This window comes from Arthrobacter sp. C152 (assembly GCF_054890965.1).
Genome location: NZ_JBTZSU010000045.1, coordinates 1 through 17,728, shown reverse-complemented (window position 1 = coordinate 17,728; position 17,728 = coordinate 1). Strand labels below are relative to the sequence as shown.

The window sequence follows — 17,728 nt, the reverse complement described above, 5'->3', positions numbered from 1 at the left end:
CAACTTTACAAGGATAGCCGATCCGGGGCCCCGATGCGAAATCCTGGCGGTCGCCGCGGCCGGGATGTTCCAGGCCCGGGGTTCAGACCAGCGAATCCTTCCATGCCCCGTGCAGGTCGGCGAAGCGTCCGCCGCCACCGATGAGGTCCTGCGGGGTGCCGTCCTCCACGATCCGGCCGTCGTGCACCACGAGGACCCGGTCCGCCGTTTCCACGGTGGAAAGCCGGTGGGCGATGATCAGCGCGGTCCTGCGCGAAGCCTCCGTTCCGGCAAGCAGCCGGGCCAGGCCGGCCTGCACCAGGCGTTCGGAGGGGATGTCCAGGGACGATGTTGCCTCATCGAGGATCAGCACCGCCGGCCGGGCGAGGAAAGCCCGGGCAAAGCTGATCAACTGCCGCTGCCCGGAGGATACGCGGCCGCCGCGCTTGTTGACGTCGGTGTCGTAGCCTTCGGGGAGTTGAAGGATGAACTCGTGCGCACCCACCGCCTTGGCTGCGTCCTCGATCTCGGCACGTGTGGCCTCCGGCCGGCCCAGGGCGATGTTGTCCGCCACGGAGCCGCTGAAGAGGAAGGCTTCCTGGGTGACCATGACAATGTTCCGCCGCAGGTCGGTCGTGGCGAGGTCGCGCAGGTCCACCCCATCCAGGGTGATTGTTCCCGAGGTGACGTCGTAGAAGCGGGCGATCAGCTTGGCGAGCGTGGATTTGCCGGCGCCGGTCTGGCCCACCAGGGCCACGGTCTGTCCGGCCGGGATGTGCAGATTCAGGCGCGGAACCACCACCGGCCCGTCCGCGTAACGGAATTCGACATCCCTGAAGTCGATGTCTCCGGTGGCGTCCGGCAGGGGCACCGAGGTTTTGGGCGGCCGTACCGTGGGCACCTCTTCCAGGAGCCCGGAGACCTTTTCGAGGGCCGCCTGGGCGCTCTGGAACGAGTTATAGAACATGGCCATCTGGTCCACCGGCTGGAAGAAACGCTTGGTGGATAGGATCAGCGCCAGCAGCACACCCACGGCCAGGTCGCCGGTGAGCACCCGGAAGCCGCCCGTCAGGAGCACCACGGCCACGCACACGTTGCCGATGAGCACCAGGCCCGGCTGGAAGATGCCGTTGAGGTTGATGGAGCGCACGGTAACGCGGCGGTAGTCCTCGGCAAGCTGCCCGTAGGTCTGTGAGTTCTCCCGTTCCTTGCGGAATGCCTTCACGGCGCGGATGCCGGTCATGGTCTCGACGAAGTGGACGATCAGCCGGGCGGAGACCACCCGGGATTCGCGGAACGCGATCTGCGAGTGCTTCTGGTACCAGCGCGCCAGGAAGAACATGGGCACCCCCGCGGCCAGGACCAGCAGGCCGCTGCGCCAGTCCAGGACAAAAATGGTGGCGGCGGTGAAAGCCATGAACAGGATCCCCGAGGCCAGTGAACTGACGCCTGAATCCAGGAGTTCGCGCAGGGCCTCCAGGTCCGAGGTCTGCCGGGCGATGATCCGGCCTGAGGTGTACTTTTCGTGGAATTCCAGGCTCAGCCGCTGGGTGTGCCGGAACACCCGCACCCGCAGGTCCAGCAGCATGGCCTGGCTGAGCCGCGCCGTGGAGGTGACGTACAGGGCGGTGAGTCCCGCCGTCGCGATGGCGGCGAGCAGGTAGGCGGCGCCGGTGAAGACCAGGGGCAGGTTGTCCCCTGCCTGCAGGGCCGGCAGGGCATGGTCGATCCCGAATGCGATCAAAGCCGGGCCGGCCACGCGTGCGGCCTGGGAGAGGACGACCATCGCGACGGTCAACCAGAACCGTATCCGCACCGGACGGATCAGCGACGCCAGCAAGGCAAGCGACCGCCGTCGGACGGCCCTGCTCTCAGTCCTGCTGAGGTGGGCGTTGTCTTCGTTCGCGGTGCCGAACGTGGCCGTGCTCATCGTGTCACTTCCTCTGCATGGTCTTCGAGCGCGGACAGTTCCGAGTCCAGGTCCCGCGGCTCCCGGTCCAGGCTGGCGATGACATGCCGGTAGTGGGGGTTGCGGGCCAGCAGTTCGGTGTGTGTTCCGACGTCGGCGATCCGCCCGTCCTCCAGCAGCGCCACCCGGTCGGCGAGGGCCACCGTGGAGGGCCGGTGGGCGACGATCAGGGTTGTGGTGTCCCTGAGCACCTCACGGAGGCGCGCCTCCACCAGTTCCTCGGTGTGGACGTCCAGGGCGGACAGGGGATCATCAAGCACGAGCACCCGGGGGCGGGCGGCGATGGCCCGCGCCAGGGCAATACGCTGGCGCTGGCCGCCGGAAAGGCTCAGGCCTTCCTCGCCGATCAGGGTGTCCACGCCCTGCGGCAGCGAGTACGCGAAGTGTGCCTGTGCAACGTCGAGGGCTTCGTCCAGGACCTCGTCGCTGCGGGCCGGGGCGCCGAGCAAGACGTTGTCCCGGACGGAACTGGAGAACAGTGTGGTGTCTTCGAAGGCCACCGCCACTGTCCGGCGCAGTTCCTCCACGTCGAAGTCCCGGACGTCGATGCCGTCGATGCTGATGGCCCCCGCGGTGACGTCATACAGGCGCGGCACCAGTTGGATCAGGGCGCTCTTGCCGCTCCCGGTGATGCCCACCAGGGCCATGGTCTCACCCGGCAGGATGTCGAGGTTGATGTCCTGGAGGATGGGCTTGTCCGGGGCATCGTCGAAGGCGAAGGCTGCGTCGCGGAAGCGCAGCGCCCCGGCCGGAAGGGCCGGGCTGCGTGGCTCGGCGGGGCTGGTGATGGTGTTGCGGGTGTCCATCACCTCGTAATGCCGGTCGACGGCGGTCTTGGCGGTGAGTGCCATGGCCAGCAGCATGCCGGAGAACTCGACCGGGGACGCTATGACCGCCGCCGTGGCGAAGAAAGCAACCAGGGCCCCGATGCTCAGCTGGCCGCCCGCGCACAGCATGACGCCCACCACCAGGGCGGCACCCAGTGCGAGTTCGGGCAGCAGGGTGACCACCATGGTGAAGGTGGCCTGGTGCCGGGCTTTCGCGATTTCCGTCTGCCGCAGCTCCTCGGCCTGTTCGTTGAAGCTCTCCAGGGCTTCCCGGCTCCGGCCGAAGGCCTTGAGGACGCGGATACCTTGGACCGATTCCTCCACTGTGGTGGCCAGGTCTCCGGCCTGGTCCTGGCTGCGCCGGGCGACCTTGCTGAAACGGGTCCGGAACCGGAAGCTGTTGATGGTGATCGGGACGGCCGCCGCGAGGAAGATCAGGGCCAGCTGCCAGCTCATTGAGAACATGGCGACGATGCCGATGATCACCGTCAGGGTGGTAACCACCAGCATGATGGCGCCAAACGCCATCCAGCGGCGCAGGAAGTTCAGGTCCGTCATGGCCCGGGACAGGAGCTGCCCGGAGCCCCAGCGGTCGTGGAAGGAGACGGTCAGGTCCTGCAGGTGGTCGTAGAGGGACACCCGCATCCGGGTTTCCACTGTGGTGGCCGGGTTGATGACGAACTGCCGGCGCAGCGCCACCAGGCCGGCTTCGGCGATGCCCAGGATGAGGATGACGCCGGCCGAAACCCAGACGGTCCCGGCGGAGCCGCCGGGCTGCAGGGCCGTGTTGACCAGGATCCGCAGGACCTGGGGGATGGCCAGGGCAACGATGCTGGCCAGGAGTGCGCAGAGGAGTCCAAGCAGCAGCCGGGGGATGATGGGCCGCACATGGGGGTAGAGCCGGCGAATTGATGTGAAAAAGGGAGTCTGCTTGGCCATTGCCCGCTTCTCAAGCTCTCAAACGAATGTAGTTTCCTCTAGCAACTACCCTATGCCATCGCGTGAGACGATTCACAGGAACGGGGGACAGGCTCCCATCCTTGCCCACTTATTGCAGACCGTAATGTGGGGGCTTAGCTGCGCGGCGTGAGCGTGAGCAGGACCGCTTCGGGTTTGCACGCGATGCGCACCGGCGCGAAACGCGAGGTGCCGATGCCGCCCGAGACATTGACCGGCGTCGTGCTTCCGTTGCTGGACCAGTCATTAAGGCCCTTCGCGCGCCAGGTGGGGAGGTCGCAGTTGGCGACGACGGCCCCGTAGCCCGGGATGCACAGCTGGCCGCCGTGCGTGTGGCCGGCCAGCAGGAGGTCTGCGCCGCTTTCGGTGAAGTGGTCCAGCACCCGCTGGTAGGGGGCGTGGATGACGGCGATCCGGAGGTGGTCGTTCGAATCCTGGTTGACGGTTCCCCGGGGCCAGCCGGCGTACCGTTCCCGGTTCAGGTGGGGATCGTCGACGCCGGAGAAATCGAAGCGCATGCCGTTGAGCACCAGGGACTGGTGGCGGTTGGTCAGGTCCACCCAGCCGGCCATGCCGAAGGCTGAGCGCAGGCGCGGCCAGTCCAGGGGCGTCGGTTTCGGCTTCACCTTCGAAGGGCCGAGGAGGTAGGCCGCGGGGTTCTTCGGGCTGGGGGCGAAGTAGTCGTTGGACCCCGGGACAAAGACGCCGGGGAACTGCAGCAGCGGGCGGAGCGCCTCCAGCACCGGATCCACAGCCTTGAGGTGGCTCATGTTGTCGCCCGTGTTGACCACCAGGTCGGGCCGGAGGTCGGCGAGGGACCCGAGCCAGTCGGCTTTTTTCCGCTGCCCCGGGACGAAGTGGATGTCGCTCAAGTGCAGGATCCGGAAGGGTGCCCGGCCGGGAGGCAGGATCGCCAGTGTTTCCTCGCGGAGCACGAACTGGTTCTTCTCCCACAGTCCGTAACCGAAGGCGGCCATTCCTGCGGCGGCTCCCGCTCCCGCGCCGACGGCAAAGCCGCGCCCGATGGAACGGACGCGGCCTGCGAGGGTGTTGGTGCTCATGGACGCTTAGCCGTTCCCATTGCCGTTGCCGGGCTTGCTCGGGGCCGGGGCCTGGGTGGCAGGTGCCTGGGTTGCCGGTGCCGCCGGGGCCTGGGTGGCCTGCGTCGTTGCCTTGGTCGGCGCGGAACTGGTGGTTCCGCTGACCATGTTGCTCGGCGGCGCGGGGAACGGGTTGGTGCCGAAGGCCGGTGCGATCTTGGCCATGTAATTGGAGAACATCGGCCCCGCGATCATGTAGCCGTCGATGCCCTGGTAGAACTTCCCGTTGACGGTGATGTTCTGGCCCGCACGGCTCTGGCCTCCCAAGGGGTCACCGAACCAGGCCGCGGTGGCCAGGCCGGTGGTGTGGCCAACCACCCAGGTGGAACCGTTGTTGTTGGACGTACCGGTCTTGGCGCCGATGGGGAAGTTGGTCTTCGTGGAGATCCGGGGCTGGATCAGCGAGCCCGAACCCCTGTTCAGCACTTCCTGCAGGGCGTAGTTGACGCCGCGGGCAACCTCCGGCTTGATGGCGTCGCGGCAGCTGCTGGACTGGGCCGGCAGCTGCTTGCCGGTGGCGTCGGTGACGGAGGTGATGGCGATCGGTTCGCAGTACTTTCCGTCATTGGCGAACGTGGCGAACGCGCTGGCCATGGTCAGCGGGGAGGTCTGGGTGGAACCCAGGAGGTTGCCCAACGTCATCATGTCGATCTTGGGGTTCGGCTCGCTGCCGTCCGCCGAGGGCAGGCCGCTGTGCAGCCCCACTGCGTCGACGATCTTCTGGATGCCGCAGAAGTCCAGCTGGGCCGCGGACGCGAAGGTCACCGTGTTGATGGAGTTGTAGAGGCCCTCAAGGACCGTCAGCGGCCGGTACCACTGCGGCTCGGCGTTCTGCAGGTCGTCCGCCGCGCCCAGGCCCTTCTGTGCCGTGTTGTACGCACCGTTGACCTTGCCGCAGGTGTTGCGCCACGGGTAGTTCAGCGGGTAGACGCGCTGGGCGGCGTTCACCACCGTGTTCATGGTCTTGCCCTCATTGAGCCACTCCGCGAACGTGAAGGGCTTCATGGTGGAACCCGGCTGGAAGCCCCCGATGCCGTTGAGGTCGCTGCCGTCCTTATCCAGCTTGTCCACGTTGAAGTTCAGCTGGGAATTGAAGCCACCCGCGCCGGCCAGGAACGAGGTGTTCTGGGCCATCGAGATGATCTTGCCCGTGCCTGGTTGCACTGACACCAGCGAGGCGCCCCATTTATCGGGGTTGGCGCCGGCGGCGGCATCGGCCTGCTCCTGGGCTGTCGCCTGGGCCTTGGGGTCCAGGGTGGTGGTGATGGTCAGGCCGCCGCCGTAGATCAGGCGCTGGCGCTCCTTCACATCCGCGCCATAGGCCGGGTTGTTCTCCAGCAGGTGCAGGATGTAGTCGCAGAAGTACGGCGCGGAGGCCGCGTAGGCGCAGCCCTGCTTGGGCTGGGTCACCTTTGGTTCCACGGGGGTGGCGACGGCGGCGTCGTGTTCTGCCTGGGTGATCTTGCCCTGGTTCAGCATCAGTCCCAGCACCAGGTCGCGGCGCTGCTTGGACTTCTCAGGGTTGGTGATGGGATCGAACGCGGAGGGGCTGTTGACGAGGCCGGCCAGCAGTGCAGCCTGCGGCAGGGTCAGGTCCTTGGCCGTGGTGCTGAAGAAGTAGCGGGAGGCGGCCTCGATGCCGTACGCGTCCCGGTTGAAGAAGACGATGTTGAGGTAACCCTCAAGGATCTGGTCCTTGCTGAATTCCTTCTCCAGCGCGATGGCCAGCTTCATTTCCCGGAGTTTGTCGCCCACGCCCTTGTTGACGCCGTTGAGCTTGATCTGGTCCTCCTCGCCGGCAGCGGCGAGGTTGGCGTTGAGGACGTTGTTCACGTACTGCTGGGTGATGGTCGACGCACCCTGTTTGTTGCCGCGCGCGGTGGCGACCAGGGCGCGGAGGATGCCCGTGGTGTCCACGCCGCCGTGGTCGTAGAACCGGCTGTCCTCCACGGCGATGATGGCGTTCTTCATGTTCGGGGAGATCTGGTCCAGCGGCACCTTGGTGCGGTTTTCGGTGTAGACACTGGCGATCTCGCTCCCGTCCGCTGCCAGGATCCGGGTGGTCTGGCTGGGCGGATCGACCTTGAGTTCTGCGGGGAGGGAGTCGAAGAACTGGATGGAACCGCTGGCCGCGCTGCCGGAGACAGCCGCGGCCGGAACCAACAGGCCCGCTACCAGGACACCGCAGACAGCGCTCACGCCAAGGAAGACAAGGATCTTACCCAGTGTGGTGGCAGTGTCGAATAAGGGGTTGTTGCGAGTCGCCATGTTTTCCACTTTACCGGCAAGGACTAGTCTTTCTTTCATGACCAAATGGGAGTACGCGACGATTCCGCTCATTATTCACGCCACAAAGCAGATCCTGGATCAGTGGGGAGAGGACGGCTGGGAACTCGTCCAGGTAGTCCCAGGACCTGACGGCAACGGCCTTGTCGCCTACCTCAAGAGGGAGAAGCAGTAGTATGACCACCCCCGCAGAAGCCCAGTCGAGCGCCTCGACGGCGCCCGCGTCCGCCGTCGAGCAGCGCCTCGCGGAACTTGGACTCGCCCTTCCCGGCGTTGCCGCCCCGGTGGCCGCGTACGTCCCTGCCGTCATCTCCGGGAACCAGGTGTACACCTCCGGCCAGCTGCCGTTTATTAACGGCAAACTCGAAGCTACCGGCAAGGTTTCGGCCGGCACCGAGGGCTTCGCCGACGAGCCCACCGTTTCCCCGGAAGATGCCCAGAAGTACGCCGCCGTCTGCGCCGTGAACGCGCTGGCCGCCGTGAAGAGTGTTATCGGGGACCTGGACCGCATCACCCGCATCGTCAAGGTGGTGGGATTCGTGGCCTCGGACCCGTCGTTCACCGGCCAGCCGGCCGTCGTCAACGGCGCCTCGGAACTGCTGGGCCGCGTGCTGGGTGACGCGGGGCAGCACGCACGTTCCGCCGTCGGCGTTGCCGTTCTTCCGCTCGACTCTCCCGTAGAGGTCGAGCTGATCGCCGAATTCAGCTAGGACCGGACACCTCCCTTGCCTCACCTCGCACGACGCCTTTTCGCACTTCCCCAGGATCTTGAAGGGGCAGCGCAAAGCTGGCTCGAACACGGCGAGCGGACCCCCCGGGCCGCGCGCTACGCCTCATCCGTTGTCCTGCTGCGCGATTCGCCTACCGGCCTGGAGACCTGGCTGGGCTACCGGCCCGGCTCCTCGCCGCTGGGTGTCCTCGCCTTCCCGGGCGGCTCGCTGGACGCGGCCGACGACGAGCCCATGGGCTGGCTGGGCCCGTCGCCGCAGCATTGGGCTGAGCAGATGGGAACGGACGACGTCGGGCTGGCGCGGCGCCACGTGGTGGGCGCCATCCGGGAGCTCTTCGAGGAGACGGGGGTGCTGCTGGCCGGCCCGGACATGTCCAGTACGGTCGAAGCCACCTCGACGTCCGAGTGGATGCGTGCCCGCGTGGCCGTGGCGGACCAGGAGAAGACCCTGGCCCAGGTGCTGGAGAAGCGCGGCCTTTCGCTGCGTACCGACCTGCTCAAATCACTGGTCAACTGGCGAAGCCCGGACTTCGCGCACCGCCGGTTCGACACCCGCTACTTCGCCGCCACCCTCCCCATGGGCCAGGAACCCTCGCTGCTTGAAGGCAAGGGCGTCTGGGGCCGCTGGGTCAACGCCGGGCAGGTGGTCCAGGAGCGGGACACCACCGCCCTCGGCGACGAAGCCGGCCAGGAAAACACCGTGGGCCGCACCCTGGGCGAACTGCTGGTACCAGGCTCCGAGATCATGCTCGAAAAGATGGCGGCAGCCAATGGCTGCATCGCCTACCTGAGCTACAAACGCAAACCGCACGTCTACCAGCCCAACCTGGTGGAAGAGGACGGCAGGCTCCTGCTCGAGGTCGAGGCCGCGAAGACGGTCGCGGGGGACCCCCAGCGGGAACGCTGACGCGCCAACAGCGCAGTACCATCGTCACTAAAGCAACACCGGGAGCTAGGGGGCGCCTTTGCGCGCAACTGTCAAGGATGTAGCGCGCCTCGCCGGGGTTTCACCCAAGACGGTCTCGAACGTCATGAACGGCATAGTTCCCGTCAGCGGTCCTACGCGGCTCAGGGTTGAGCAGGCAATGGCGGAACTGGACTATGTCCCCAATCTTTCTGCCCGTGGACTGCGCAATGGCAGGTCCGGAGTCATCGCCCTCGCGCTGCCGGACCTGGCGACACCCTATTCCGCGGAGATCGCCCACTGCGTGGTCGAGGTGGCGCATGAACAGGGGTGGAGCGTCCAGATCGAGGAAACGGGATCTGACCCGGGCCGCGAATACGACCTGATGTCGCGGGCGCGGTCCAACCTGATTGACGGGCTGATCCTCAACCCCGTGGTCCTGGATGAGAGTGCCGTCAAGGTGGGGGTGTCCCTTCCCCCGGTCGTACTGCTGGGGGAGGTGTCCCAAAAGCTGGCGGACCGCGTGTGGGTGGACAGCGTGGCCGCTGCGCGGGATATGACCCTGGCCCTTGCCCGGACCGGCAGGCGGCGGATCGCGGTGCTGGGTGCCGCCGAAGGCCGGGGCTCCGCGGCAGCGATCCTGCGCACCCGCGGCTACCAGGCCGCGCTGGAGCAGCTGGGCATTGACTTCGATGCCTCGCTGGTGATCCCGTGCGAAAAGTGGAGCCCGGACACGGCGGCCAAGGCACTTTCCGCGTATCTCGACTCCCGCCCATTGCCGGAGGCGCTCTTCTGCTTCACGGACTCCATGGCGATCGGCGCCCTGAGCGTGCTCTGGAAACGGGGCATCACGGTCCCCGGGGACATCGCTGTGGCGGGCTTCGACGACATCGCCGACGGCCAATATGCCGTGCCGTCGCTCACCACTATTGCCTTCGACAAACGCAAGGTTGCCAGCGAAGCCCTGCGGCTGCTGACTGAGCGCATGCGGGACCGCGAGGGACCGCAGCGGGTCGTCGCCATCGATTACGCCGTGGTGGAACGCGACAGCACCGGGACGTGAACGGCACCGGAAACAAGACTGTCCCCTCAGTTGGTGAACGCTAACAAATTTTCATTGTGCTGGTCATTACATCGATGTAATGTGAGTCCTGCGTCACACCGGCCACTTGATCAGGCAGAAGCAGCAGCTCCCGTTCCGGCTGGGCTCCGTGGCGCAGGAATGACTTTCAGCGGACCCATCCAAAGGAGTGACGGGTGAAGCAGTTTGATTTTCCCGCCGGAAAGCAAGTGTCCCGGCGACAACTACTGGCAGGAACTGCCGCCCTGGGCGGTGTCCTTGCCGCGGCAGGCCTCACCGGGTGCGGCGGCGCCGCATCGGCAGCAGCCGTCAGGAACATAGAGTTCTGGCACCTCTTGTCCGGCGGCGACGGCATCAAGATGCAGAACATGATCAGCAAGGCGAACGAGGGGAATCCCGGCTTCAAGGTGCACCCGACAGTCCTTGCCTGGGGGCCGCCCTACTACACCAAACTGGCCATGGCATCGGCTGGCGGCCGTCCGCCGCAGCTGGCCATCATGCACGCCAGCAGGGTCCCCGGATATGCGCCGGGGGGCCTGATTGACCCGTGGGACCTGGACCTGCTGTCTGAGTTCGGCGTCACGGACCAAAGCTTCGCGCCAAGGATCTGGGACAAGAGCCAGCACAACAGGGAAGTCTTTTCCATCGCCCTGGACTCCCACCCCTTCGTGATGTTCTACAACCGGGACGTGGCCGGGAAGGCGGGACTGCTGGCCGGCAACGGGCTGCTGCAGGAGGCGTCGTCCCCCCAGGAATTCATCAGCATGGCCAGGGAGATGCAGAAAGTGACCCAATCCCACGGCCTGTCCTTCGGCTACCTAGGCAGCGGTTCCCAGATGTGGCGCCTTTTCTACACGCTCTACAAGCAGCACGGGGCGGACATGGAGCTGACTCCCGGGAAGCCGATGGTTGCTGATGGCGAGGCTGCTGTGGAGTCCTTGGAGTTCATGCGGTCGCTGTTCGACGACACCATCGCCGCGCAGAGCGGGGACATCAGCACGGGCATCGCGGAGTTCGCCCGCGGAGGTTCAGGCATGCTGTTCAGCGGGGTCTGGGAACTTCCCACCTTCAAGAAGGCCGGACTGCCCGTTGACGCGGCCACGATCCCCACGCTTTACGGAACCCCGGCGTCCTACGCCGACTCGCATTCCTTCGTGCTTCCCCGCCAGCTGAACGCCGACGACGCCAAGCGGCGGGACGTCTACAAGTTCGTGAGCGACATCCTCAAGGGATCCTTGTCCTGGGCCGAGGCCGGACATATCCCCGCCTACCAGCCGGTGGTCCAGTCCCAGGCCTACCGGGACCTGACGCCGCAGATCCACTATGCCAGCGCCGCCGAGATCATCGCCTACGATCCCGAATCGTGGTTCAGCGGGTCCGGCTCGGACTGGCAGACGTACTTCGCGGAGACCGTTCAGAACGTGCTCCTGGGCCGCGACAAGGCAGCTGACGGCTGGGAAGCCTTCGTCCGGCGCACCAACACCCTCCTTTCCCGGCCCAACCCGGTCTGAACCGCCCAGCGACATAGGAGTCACGAATGAGTTCCGTAGCTACATCGCAAGACAGGGAGGGGCGGGCCGGTTCGTTCCCCGGCCTGTCCCGTCGTCGGCCGTCCACCCCGGCGCTGCCCGCCTCCGCGCAGGCCCAGCGCAGCCGGGACAACGTCAACGGCTGGGCCTTCGCCGCGCCGTTCCTGGTGTTCTTCCTGGTCTTCCTCGTTTGGCCGCTCCTTTATGGCCTGTACATGAGCCTGACCGGCAAGTCGCTCACCGGCGCCAATGACAGCATCATCGGCCTCGCCAACTACGCCGAGGCCCTGGCGGACCCCGACATGTGGCATTCGCTGGGAAACACCCTCTATTTCACCGTCATCAGCACTGTCCCGCTGGTGGTCGTGGCCCTGGTCATGGCGGCCCTGCTCAATGTGGGGCTGCCGGCGCAATGGCTGTGGCGGCTTTCCTACTTTGCCCCGTACCTGCTGGCGTCGACGGTCGTATCCCTGTTCTTCACCTGGATGTACAACCCGCAGCTGGGCCTGATCAACGACGCGCTGACGAAGATCGGGCTGCCGAAGGTGGCCTGGCTGAACGACCCGGGCGTGGCGATGTGGGCCATCGTCATCGCGACACTGTGGTGGACCGTGGGCTTCAACTTCCTGCTCTACCTGGCTGCCATGCAAAACATCCCGTCCCAGCATTATGAAGCGGCCTCACTGGATGGCGCCGGTGCCTGGCGGCAGTTCTTCTCGATTACCTTGCCGCAGCTGGCACCGACCACCGTGATGATCGTGCTCCTCCAGGTCCTGGCGTCACTCAAAATCTTCGACCAGGTCTACCAAATGACGGCGGGCGGCCCCGGTGGTGCCACCCGGCCGGTGGTGCAGTACATCTTCGAAACGGGGTTCACCGGCTACCGGCTGGGCTACTCCGCGGCCATCTCCTACATCTTCTTTGGACTGATCGTGGCCGTCTCCGTTATCCAGTTCTTCATCACCCGCCGCAGGAGCGCATAGCCATGGCAACTGAAACCCTCGCCCGCCCCGTTGCATCCACCGCCGGTCCCGCAGCCCGCCGCACACCGCGCCGCACGATGGCACCCGGCCGGGTGCTCGTCCTGGCCGTCGCCGCGCTCGTGGCCGTCCTCTGGCTGGTGCCCTTCGCCTGGGCAACCGTCACCGCCTTCAAGAGCGAGACGGACGCCGCCTCCCCGAAGATCACCTGGATCCCGCCGTCGGGCTTTACCGCTGATGCCTTCATCAAGGTATTCCAGGACGGCAACATCCCGCTCTGGACCTGGAATTCCCTCTACACGTCGGCGGCCATCACCATGATCACCCTGGTCATTTCCGCGCTCGTGGCCTACGCCCTGTCCCGCATCGAGTTCCGGGGCAAGAAGGTCCTGATGACGGTGATTATCGCCTCCATCATCGTTCCGCCGCCGGTGCTGATCATCCCGCTGTTCTACCAGATGGTGGCGCTGCACATGATCGATACGTCCTGGGCCATCATCCTGCCGCAGGTCATCCACCCCGCCATGGTGTTCGTCCTCAAGAAGTTCTTCGACCAGATTCCGCGCGAACTCGAAGAGGCCGCCGTCATGGACGGCGCCAGCCGCATGCGGATCTTCCTCCAGGTGGTCCTGCCGCTGTCCCGCCCCATCATGGCCGCGGTTGCCATCTTCGTGTTCATCGGCGCCTGGAACAACTTCCTCTGGCCCTTCATCGCCACCAACGACGGATCCATCCTGACCCTCCCCGTCGGGCTGCAGACCATCAAGAGCGCCTACGGCATCCAATACGCGCAAAACATGGCGTCGGCGCTGCTCGCGGCACTGCCCCTGATCCTGCTGTTCCTGTTCTTCCAGCGCCAGATCATTAAGGGCGTTGCCACGACGGGACTCGCCGGCACCTGACGCCGGAGCTTCGCCTTCCACCTGCCTGCAGTACAACCAAGGAGAGATCCCCTATGTCCCGCGCCAGAATCACCCTCGACCGCGACTTCACCATGGGTGAAGTGCCGCGCCGGCTGTTCGGCTCCTTCGTGGAGCACATGGGCCGCTGCGTCTACACCGGCATCTATGAACCGGGCCACCCGGAGGCCGATGAGAACGGTTTCCGCCAGGACGTCCTCAAGCTCGTCAAGGAACTCGGCGCCACCGTGGTCCGCTATCCCGGCGGCAACTTCGTCTCCGGCTACGACTGGGAGGACGGCATCGGTCCCCGGCAGGACCGGCCGCGCCGGCTCGACGGCGCCTGGCACACCGTGGAGACCAATGCCTTCGGCCTCCACGAGTTCGTGGACTGGTCCCGCCAGGCCGGCACCGAGATCATGGAGGCCATCAACCTCGGAACCCGCGGGGTGGACGCCGCACGCGCCATCGTCGAATACGCCAACCACCCCGGCGGCACGCGGCTTTCGGACCTGCGGGCCAAAAACGGCCACAAGGACCCGTTCGACATCAAGCTCTGGTGCCTCGGCAACGAAATGGACGGGCCCTGGCAGATTGGCCACAAAACGGCCGAGGAGTACGGCCGGCTGGCCCAGGAAGCAGCCAAGGCCATGCGGTTCGTGGATCCCGGCATCGAACTGGTGGCCTGCGGAAGCTCAAACTCGGGCATGCCGACGTTCGGCGCCTGGGAGCAGACGGTGCTGACCCACGCCTACGAAGAGGTCGACTACGTCTCGCTGCACGCCTACTACCAGGAGCGCGACGGCGACGTCGGCAGCTTCCTCGCCAGCGCCGTGGACACCGACTACTTCATCGAATCGGTGATTGCCACCGCCGATGCCGTGCGCGCCAAGGGCAAGCACAAGAAGCACATCAACCTCTCCTTCGACGAATGGAACGTCTGGTACCAGCGTGGCCGGGACACAGAGGACCAGCCGCAGAACGTGGCCAAGGCGGGCTGGCGCGAGCACCCCCGCGTTATCGAGGACAAGTACAACGTGACGGACGCCGTCGTCGTTGGCACCCTGCTCAACTCGCTGCTCCGCCACGGGGACCGGGTCAAGATCGCCAACCAGGCCCAGCTGGTCAACGTGATCGCCCCGATCTTCAGCGAGGAGAACGGCCCGGCCTGGCGGCAGACCATCTTTCACCCGTTCGCCCGCATGGCTGAGCTTGCGAAGGGGCAGATCCTCCGGCTCTCCGTCGATTCGGACAAGTACGGCAACGCCCGGTTCGGCGACACCGACCTCGTGGACGTCAGCGCTACCTGGAACGAGGAAACGGGGCGCGTGGCACTGTTCCTCGCCAACCGCGGCCTGGAGGAGGCATCGGACGTGGAAGTCGCCCTGCGCGGCTTCGACGCCCGACGCGTGCTCCGGGCGGAAGTCCTGGAAATCCCTGACGGCGGCGACCGCTTCACGATCAACTCGCAGGAGAGTCCGGACCGGGTGGGCCTGAAGCCGCTGGATGGAGCGAAGGCGAGCGGGTCCGAGCTGCGGCTCAGCCTGCCTGCCCTGTCATGGGCCGTCGTCGAACTGGACGTGGTGAAGAACTGATCCTTGCCAAGGCAAGTAAAAAGGCCGCCCCTCGGGGCGGCCTTTTTGTTGGCGTGCTAGCGGGAACGCTGGCGGAGGCGCTGCATGTCCAGGATGACGACGGCGCGGGCCTCGAGGCGGAGCCAGCCGCGCTGGACGAATTCGGCCAAGGCCTTGTTGACGGTTTCGCGGGAAGCGCCCACCAGCTGGGCGAGTTCCTCCTGGGTGAGCTCGTGCGCCACCAGGACGCCGTCGGTTGCCGGGCGGCCGAAACGGTCGGCGAGGTCCAGCAGCGCCTTCGCCACGCGGCCCGGGACGTCGGAGAAGACCAGGTCGGAGAGGGAATCGTTGGTGCGGCGCAGGCGGCGGGCCAGGGCCTGCAGCAGCTGGGCCGAGACCTCGGGGCGGGTGCGCAGCAGGGTGTTCAGGCTCTCGTTCTTGAGCCCTGCCAGCCGGGTTTCGGACACCGCGGTGGCGGTGGCGGTGCGCGGGCTGGGGTCGAACAGGGCCATCTCGCCGAACAGTTCGCCCGGACCGAGGATGGCCAGGAGGGATTCGCGGCCGTCGGGGGAGGTGCGGCCGAGCTTCACCTTGCCGGAGACGATGAAGTAGAGCTGGTCACCCTGGTCGCCCTCGCGGAACACCGATGCGCCGCGGGAAAGGTCCACCTCGGTGAGCTCGTCCGTCAGCAGACGGAATGCGTCGTCGTCGAGCGTGGCGAAAAGGGGTGCTCGGCGCAGTACCTCGATGTCCATGAAATCTCCTGAGTAAAAGTATCGGCTGTGGCGCTTGTGCCATTGTTTCAGAATTTTCAAGGTTCTGTGACGAACTTGGCAGCCGAAACGCCTGAAGGAAGCCGGAAGAGGGCCCTCCGGCCGGGTGCGCGGGCGCACAGGGGTTTGTCAGTGTGCGCCGATAGAATGGGGGTTCAACTGTTTAATAAGGAGCCTTTGTGGTCGGCCTGACTGTCCTGGACCTGATCCTGATCCTGGCGCTGCTGTCATACCTGATCTACGGCCTCCGCAACGGGTTCCTGGTCACGGTGGGCGGGCTCGTGGGCTTTGCCGCGGGCGCTGTCGCCGCCTTCTTCGCCGTTCCCCTTGTCAGCGGCTTCGTCGAGGACTCCGGCTGGAGGCTGACCGCCATCATCGCGGCCGCCGTCGTCCTGATGGCACTCGGACACGGCCTGGGCACCATGGTGGGGCGGCAATTGCGCGGTGTGGTGCGCATCGGGCCGCTGCGGGCGGTGGACAGGCTGGTGGGCGGCGCACTGAACCTGGTGGTCTCCGCGCTGGTCATGTCCATGCTCGCGTTCAGCATCAGTTCCCTGGGCGTGCCGGTCATCTCCCAGCAGCTGGCCGAGTCCAAGGTGATCCGCTTCATCGACGGCCTGACCCCCACCCCGGTCAAGGCCACCATGGCCGAACTTCGGTCCACCGTGATCGGCAACGGGATCCCCACCCTGATCGAAGGTCTCGACCAGGGCCAGACCGTGCCGGTGCCCAACACCAGCACCAATACCCCCGCCCTGAACAAGGCCGCGCAGTCGGTCCTGCGGATTGCGGGCACCGCCTACGAGTGCGGCCAGAACCAGACCGGCACCGGCTTCGTGGTGTCCGAGGACCGGGTGGTCACCAACGCGCACGTGGTTGCCGGGGTCCCGCAGCCCGTGGTGGAAATGCCCGACGGCGGGGCCATGCCAGGGCGCGTGGTCTACTTCGACACCCGGCACGATCTCGCGGTCCTGGCCGTGGACAACCTGCCGTCGCAGCCGCTGCCGCTGAGCGCCGACCTGCCCGGCGGCAGCCAGGCCGCGTTCGCCGGCTACCCGCACGGTGGGCCGTTCCAGTCCAAGCCCGCCACCGTGCAGGACATCGCCACGGTGCTGGTCCCGGACATCTATGGCAACAGCCCTGCCCCGGAGGACATCTACCGGCTGGCCGGCGACGTGCAGCCTGGAAATTCCGGCGGCCCGCTACTAACCACGGAGGGCAAGGTGGCCGGCGTGATCTTTGCCAAGGCCACCTCCGACGCGGAGGTGGGGTTCGCCATCACCATGAATGACCTGAACCCGGTCGCCGCGCAGGCCCCGGCGCTGTCCGCAGCGGTCTCCTCCGGGCAGTGCATCCAAAAGTAGCTGCCTAGAGGACGCCGGCCAGGTAGTCGATTGCCAGCCGGTACCCGGTGACCCCCGCGCCGACGATCACCGCTGAGCACACCGGCGACAGGTAGGAGTGGTGCCGGAATTCCTCGCGCTGGTGGACGTTGGTGATGTGGACCTCGACGGCGGGCAGCTGCACGGCTGCGAGGGCGTCACGCAGTGCCACAGAGGTGTGCGTGAAGGCGCCCGCGTTGATGACGATCCCGGCCGCGTTTTCCCGGGCGCCGTGGATGGTGTCCAACAGGATGCCCTCGTGGTTGGACTGGACGCATTCCACCACGAAACCGTGCTTTTCTGCGGCGGAAGCGGCCAGCTGCTCAACGTCGGCGAGGGTGGACGTGCCGTACTTCTCCGGTTCCCGGGTACCCAGCAGGTTAAGGTTGGGTCCGTTGATTACCAGGATGGTGCCGCGGCGCGCTGCGGTGGTGGGTTCAGTCATGGATGCCAATCTATCGCCCGGATAGATCTGCCGCGCATTTTTACGCAGGGGCATCCCGGGCGGCTGGTTCCTTGCCCGTGCGAGTTCCGAAGCTGCCGCGGAGGCCACGTAGCCCAGTTCCGAGGCGGCGGCTTCAACTTTCCGCCGGGTGGCAAGTGACACCCGCGGAAGTCCGCGTAGGGCACGCGAAACGGTGGCGGTGGACACGTCTGCGACCGTCGCAACATCCCTGATGCTTGCCGCCATTTCCTACTTCTTGTAGCCGTTGGGGTTGTTTTTCTGCCAGCGCCAGTGGTCTTCGCACATCTGGTCG

At 66.2% G+C, this 17,728-nt stretch carries 15 protein-coding genes and 1 pseudogene; 9 read left to right on the top strand and 7 right to left on the bottom strand.

The window, feature by feature from the left end:
* Window positions 1–82: 82 nt before the first annotated feature.
* From ACYSM9_RS19785 to ACYSM9_RS19770, 4 genes are all read right to left on the bottom strand, one after another.
* Window positions 83–1,909, bottom strand: coding sequence for an ABC transporter ATP-binding protein (locus ACYSM9_RS19785; protein ID WP_461858652.1), 1,827 nt, complete (start codon window positions 1,907–1,909; stop codon window positions 83–85).
* Entirely contained in the window at window positions 1,906–3,714 is a 1,809-nt protein-coding gene (locus ACYSM9_RS19780) for an ABC transporter ATP-binding protein (RefSeq protein ID WP_461858651.1), read from the bottom strand. The genes ACYSM9_RS19785 and ACYSM9_RS19780 overlap by 4 nt, the downstream gene beginning before the upstream one ends.
* A 134-nt stretch (window positions 3,715–3,848) precedes the next feature.
* A complete protein-coding gene (locus tag ACYSM9_RS19775; RefSeq protein WP_461858650.1) occupies window positions 3,849–4,793 on the bottom strand; it encodes a metallophosphoesterase in 945 nt (314 codons plus the stop codon).
* A 6-nt stretch (window positions 4,794–4,799) separates the two neighbouring features.
* A complete protein-coding gene (locus ACYSM9_RS19770) occupies window positions 4,800–7,100 on the bottom strand; it encodes a transglycosylase domain-containing protein (RefSeq protein ID WP_461858649.1) in 2,301 nt (766 codons plus the stop codon).
* Between the two features lie 37 nt (window positions 7,101–7,137).
* Here ACYSM9_RS19770 and ACYSM9_RS19765 point away from each other — a divergent pair, with 37 nt between their 5' ends.
* The 8 genes from ACYSM9_RS19765 to arfA all read left to right on the top strand — a co-directional run bounded on the left by ACYSM9_RS19765 (window position 7,138) and on the right by arfA (window position 14,836).
* Window positions 7,138–7,293, top strand: coding sequence for a DUF4177 domain-containing protein (locus ACYSM9_RS19765; protein ID WP_009359196.1), 156 nt, complete (start codon window positions 7,138–7,140; stop codon window positions 7,291–7,293).
* A 1-nt stretch (window position 7,294) separates the two neighbouring features.
* Entirely contained in the window at window positions 7,295–7,828 is a 534-nt protein-coding gene (locus tag ACYSM9_RS19760) for a RidA family protein (protein ID WP_461858648.1), read from the top strand.
* Between the two features lie 15 nt (window positions 7,829–7,843).
* Window positions 7,844–8,755: an NUDIX hydrolase gene (locus ACYSM9_RS19755; RefSeq protein WP_461858647.1), complete on the top strand. Its 912-nt coding sequence runs from the start codon at window positions 7,844–7,846 to the stop codon at window positions 8,753–8,755.
* Window positions 8,756–8,813: 58 nt separating this feature from the next.
* Window positions 8,814–9,815 carry a LacI family DNA-binding transcriptional regulator gene (locus ACYSM9_RS19750; protein ID WP_461858646.1) on the top strand — a complete coding sequence of 334 codons (1,002 nt, stop codon included), beginning with the start codon at window positions 8,814–8,816 and terminating at the stop codon, window positions 9,813–9,815.
* A 194-nt stretch (window positions 9,816–10,009) separates the two neighbouring features.
* On the top strand, window positions 10,010–11,344 hold the full coding sequence (locus ACYSM9_RS19745) for an extracellular solute-binding protein (protein ID WP_461858645.1): 1,335 nt from the start codon (window positions 10,010–10,012) through the stop codon (window positions 11,342–11,344).
* 26 nt (window positions 11,345–11,370) lie between these two features.
* Complete coding sequence (locus ACYSM9_RS19740; protein ID WP_461858644.1) at window positions 11,371–12,345, top strand: carbohydrate ABC transporter permease; 975 nt, start codon at window positions 11,371–11,373, stop codon at window positions 12,343–12,345.
* A gap of 2 nt (window positions 12,346–12,347) precedes the next feature.
* Window positions 12,348–13,244, top strand: coding sequence for a carbohydrate ABC transporter permease (locus ACYSM9_RS19735; protein WP_461858643.1), 897 nt, complete (start codon window positions 12,348–12,350; stop codon window positions 13,242–13,244).
* A gap of 53 nt (window positions 13,245–13,297) precedes the next feature.
* Entirely contained in the window at window positions 13,298–14,836 is a 1,539-nt protein-coding gene (arfA, locus tag ACYSM9_RS19730) for an arabinosylfuranosidase ArfA (RefSeq protein WP_461858642.1), read from the top strand.
* Window positions 14,837–14,892: 56 nt separating this feature from the next.
* Here the strand turns inward: arfA and ACYSM9_RS19725 are convergent, their stop codons facing one another.
* Window positions 14,893–15,570 (bottom strand): Crp/Fnr family transcriptional regulator, encoded by a 678-nt coding sequence (locus ACYSM9_RS19725; RefSeq protein WP_013602309.1) that lies wholly within the window; start codon window positions 15,568–15,570, stop codon window positions 14,893–14,895.
* A gap of 197 nt (window positions 15,571–15,767) precedes the next feature.
* Here ACYSM9_RS19725 and ACYSM9_RS19720 point away from each other — a divergent pair, with 197 nt between their 5' ends.
* On the top strand, window positions 15,768–16,952 hold the full coding sequence (locus ACYSM9_RS19720) for a MarP family serine protease (RefSeq protein ID WP_461858641.1): 1,185 nt from the start codon (window positions 15,768–15,770) through the stop codon (window positions 16,950–16,952).
* Window positions 16,953–16,956: 4 nt separating this feature from the next.
* Here the strand turns inward: ACYSM9_RS19720 and aroQ are convergent, their stop codons facing one another.
* Both aroQ and ACYSM9_RS19710 read right to left on the bottom strand, forming a co-directional pair.
* Entirely contained in the window at window positions 16,957–17,415 is a 459-nt protein-coding gene (gene aroQ, locus ACYSM9_RS19715) for a type II 3-dehydroquinate dehydratase (protein WP_461858662.1), read from the bottom strand.
* Between the two features lie 117 nt (window positions 17,416–17,532).
* Window positions 17,533–17,661, bottom strand: a pseudogene (locus ACYSM9_RS19710) (LacI family DNA-binding transcriptional regulator); the annotation flags it as partial.
* Window positions 17,662–17,728 lie beyond the last annotated feature (67 nt).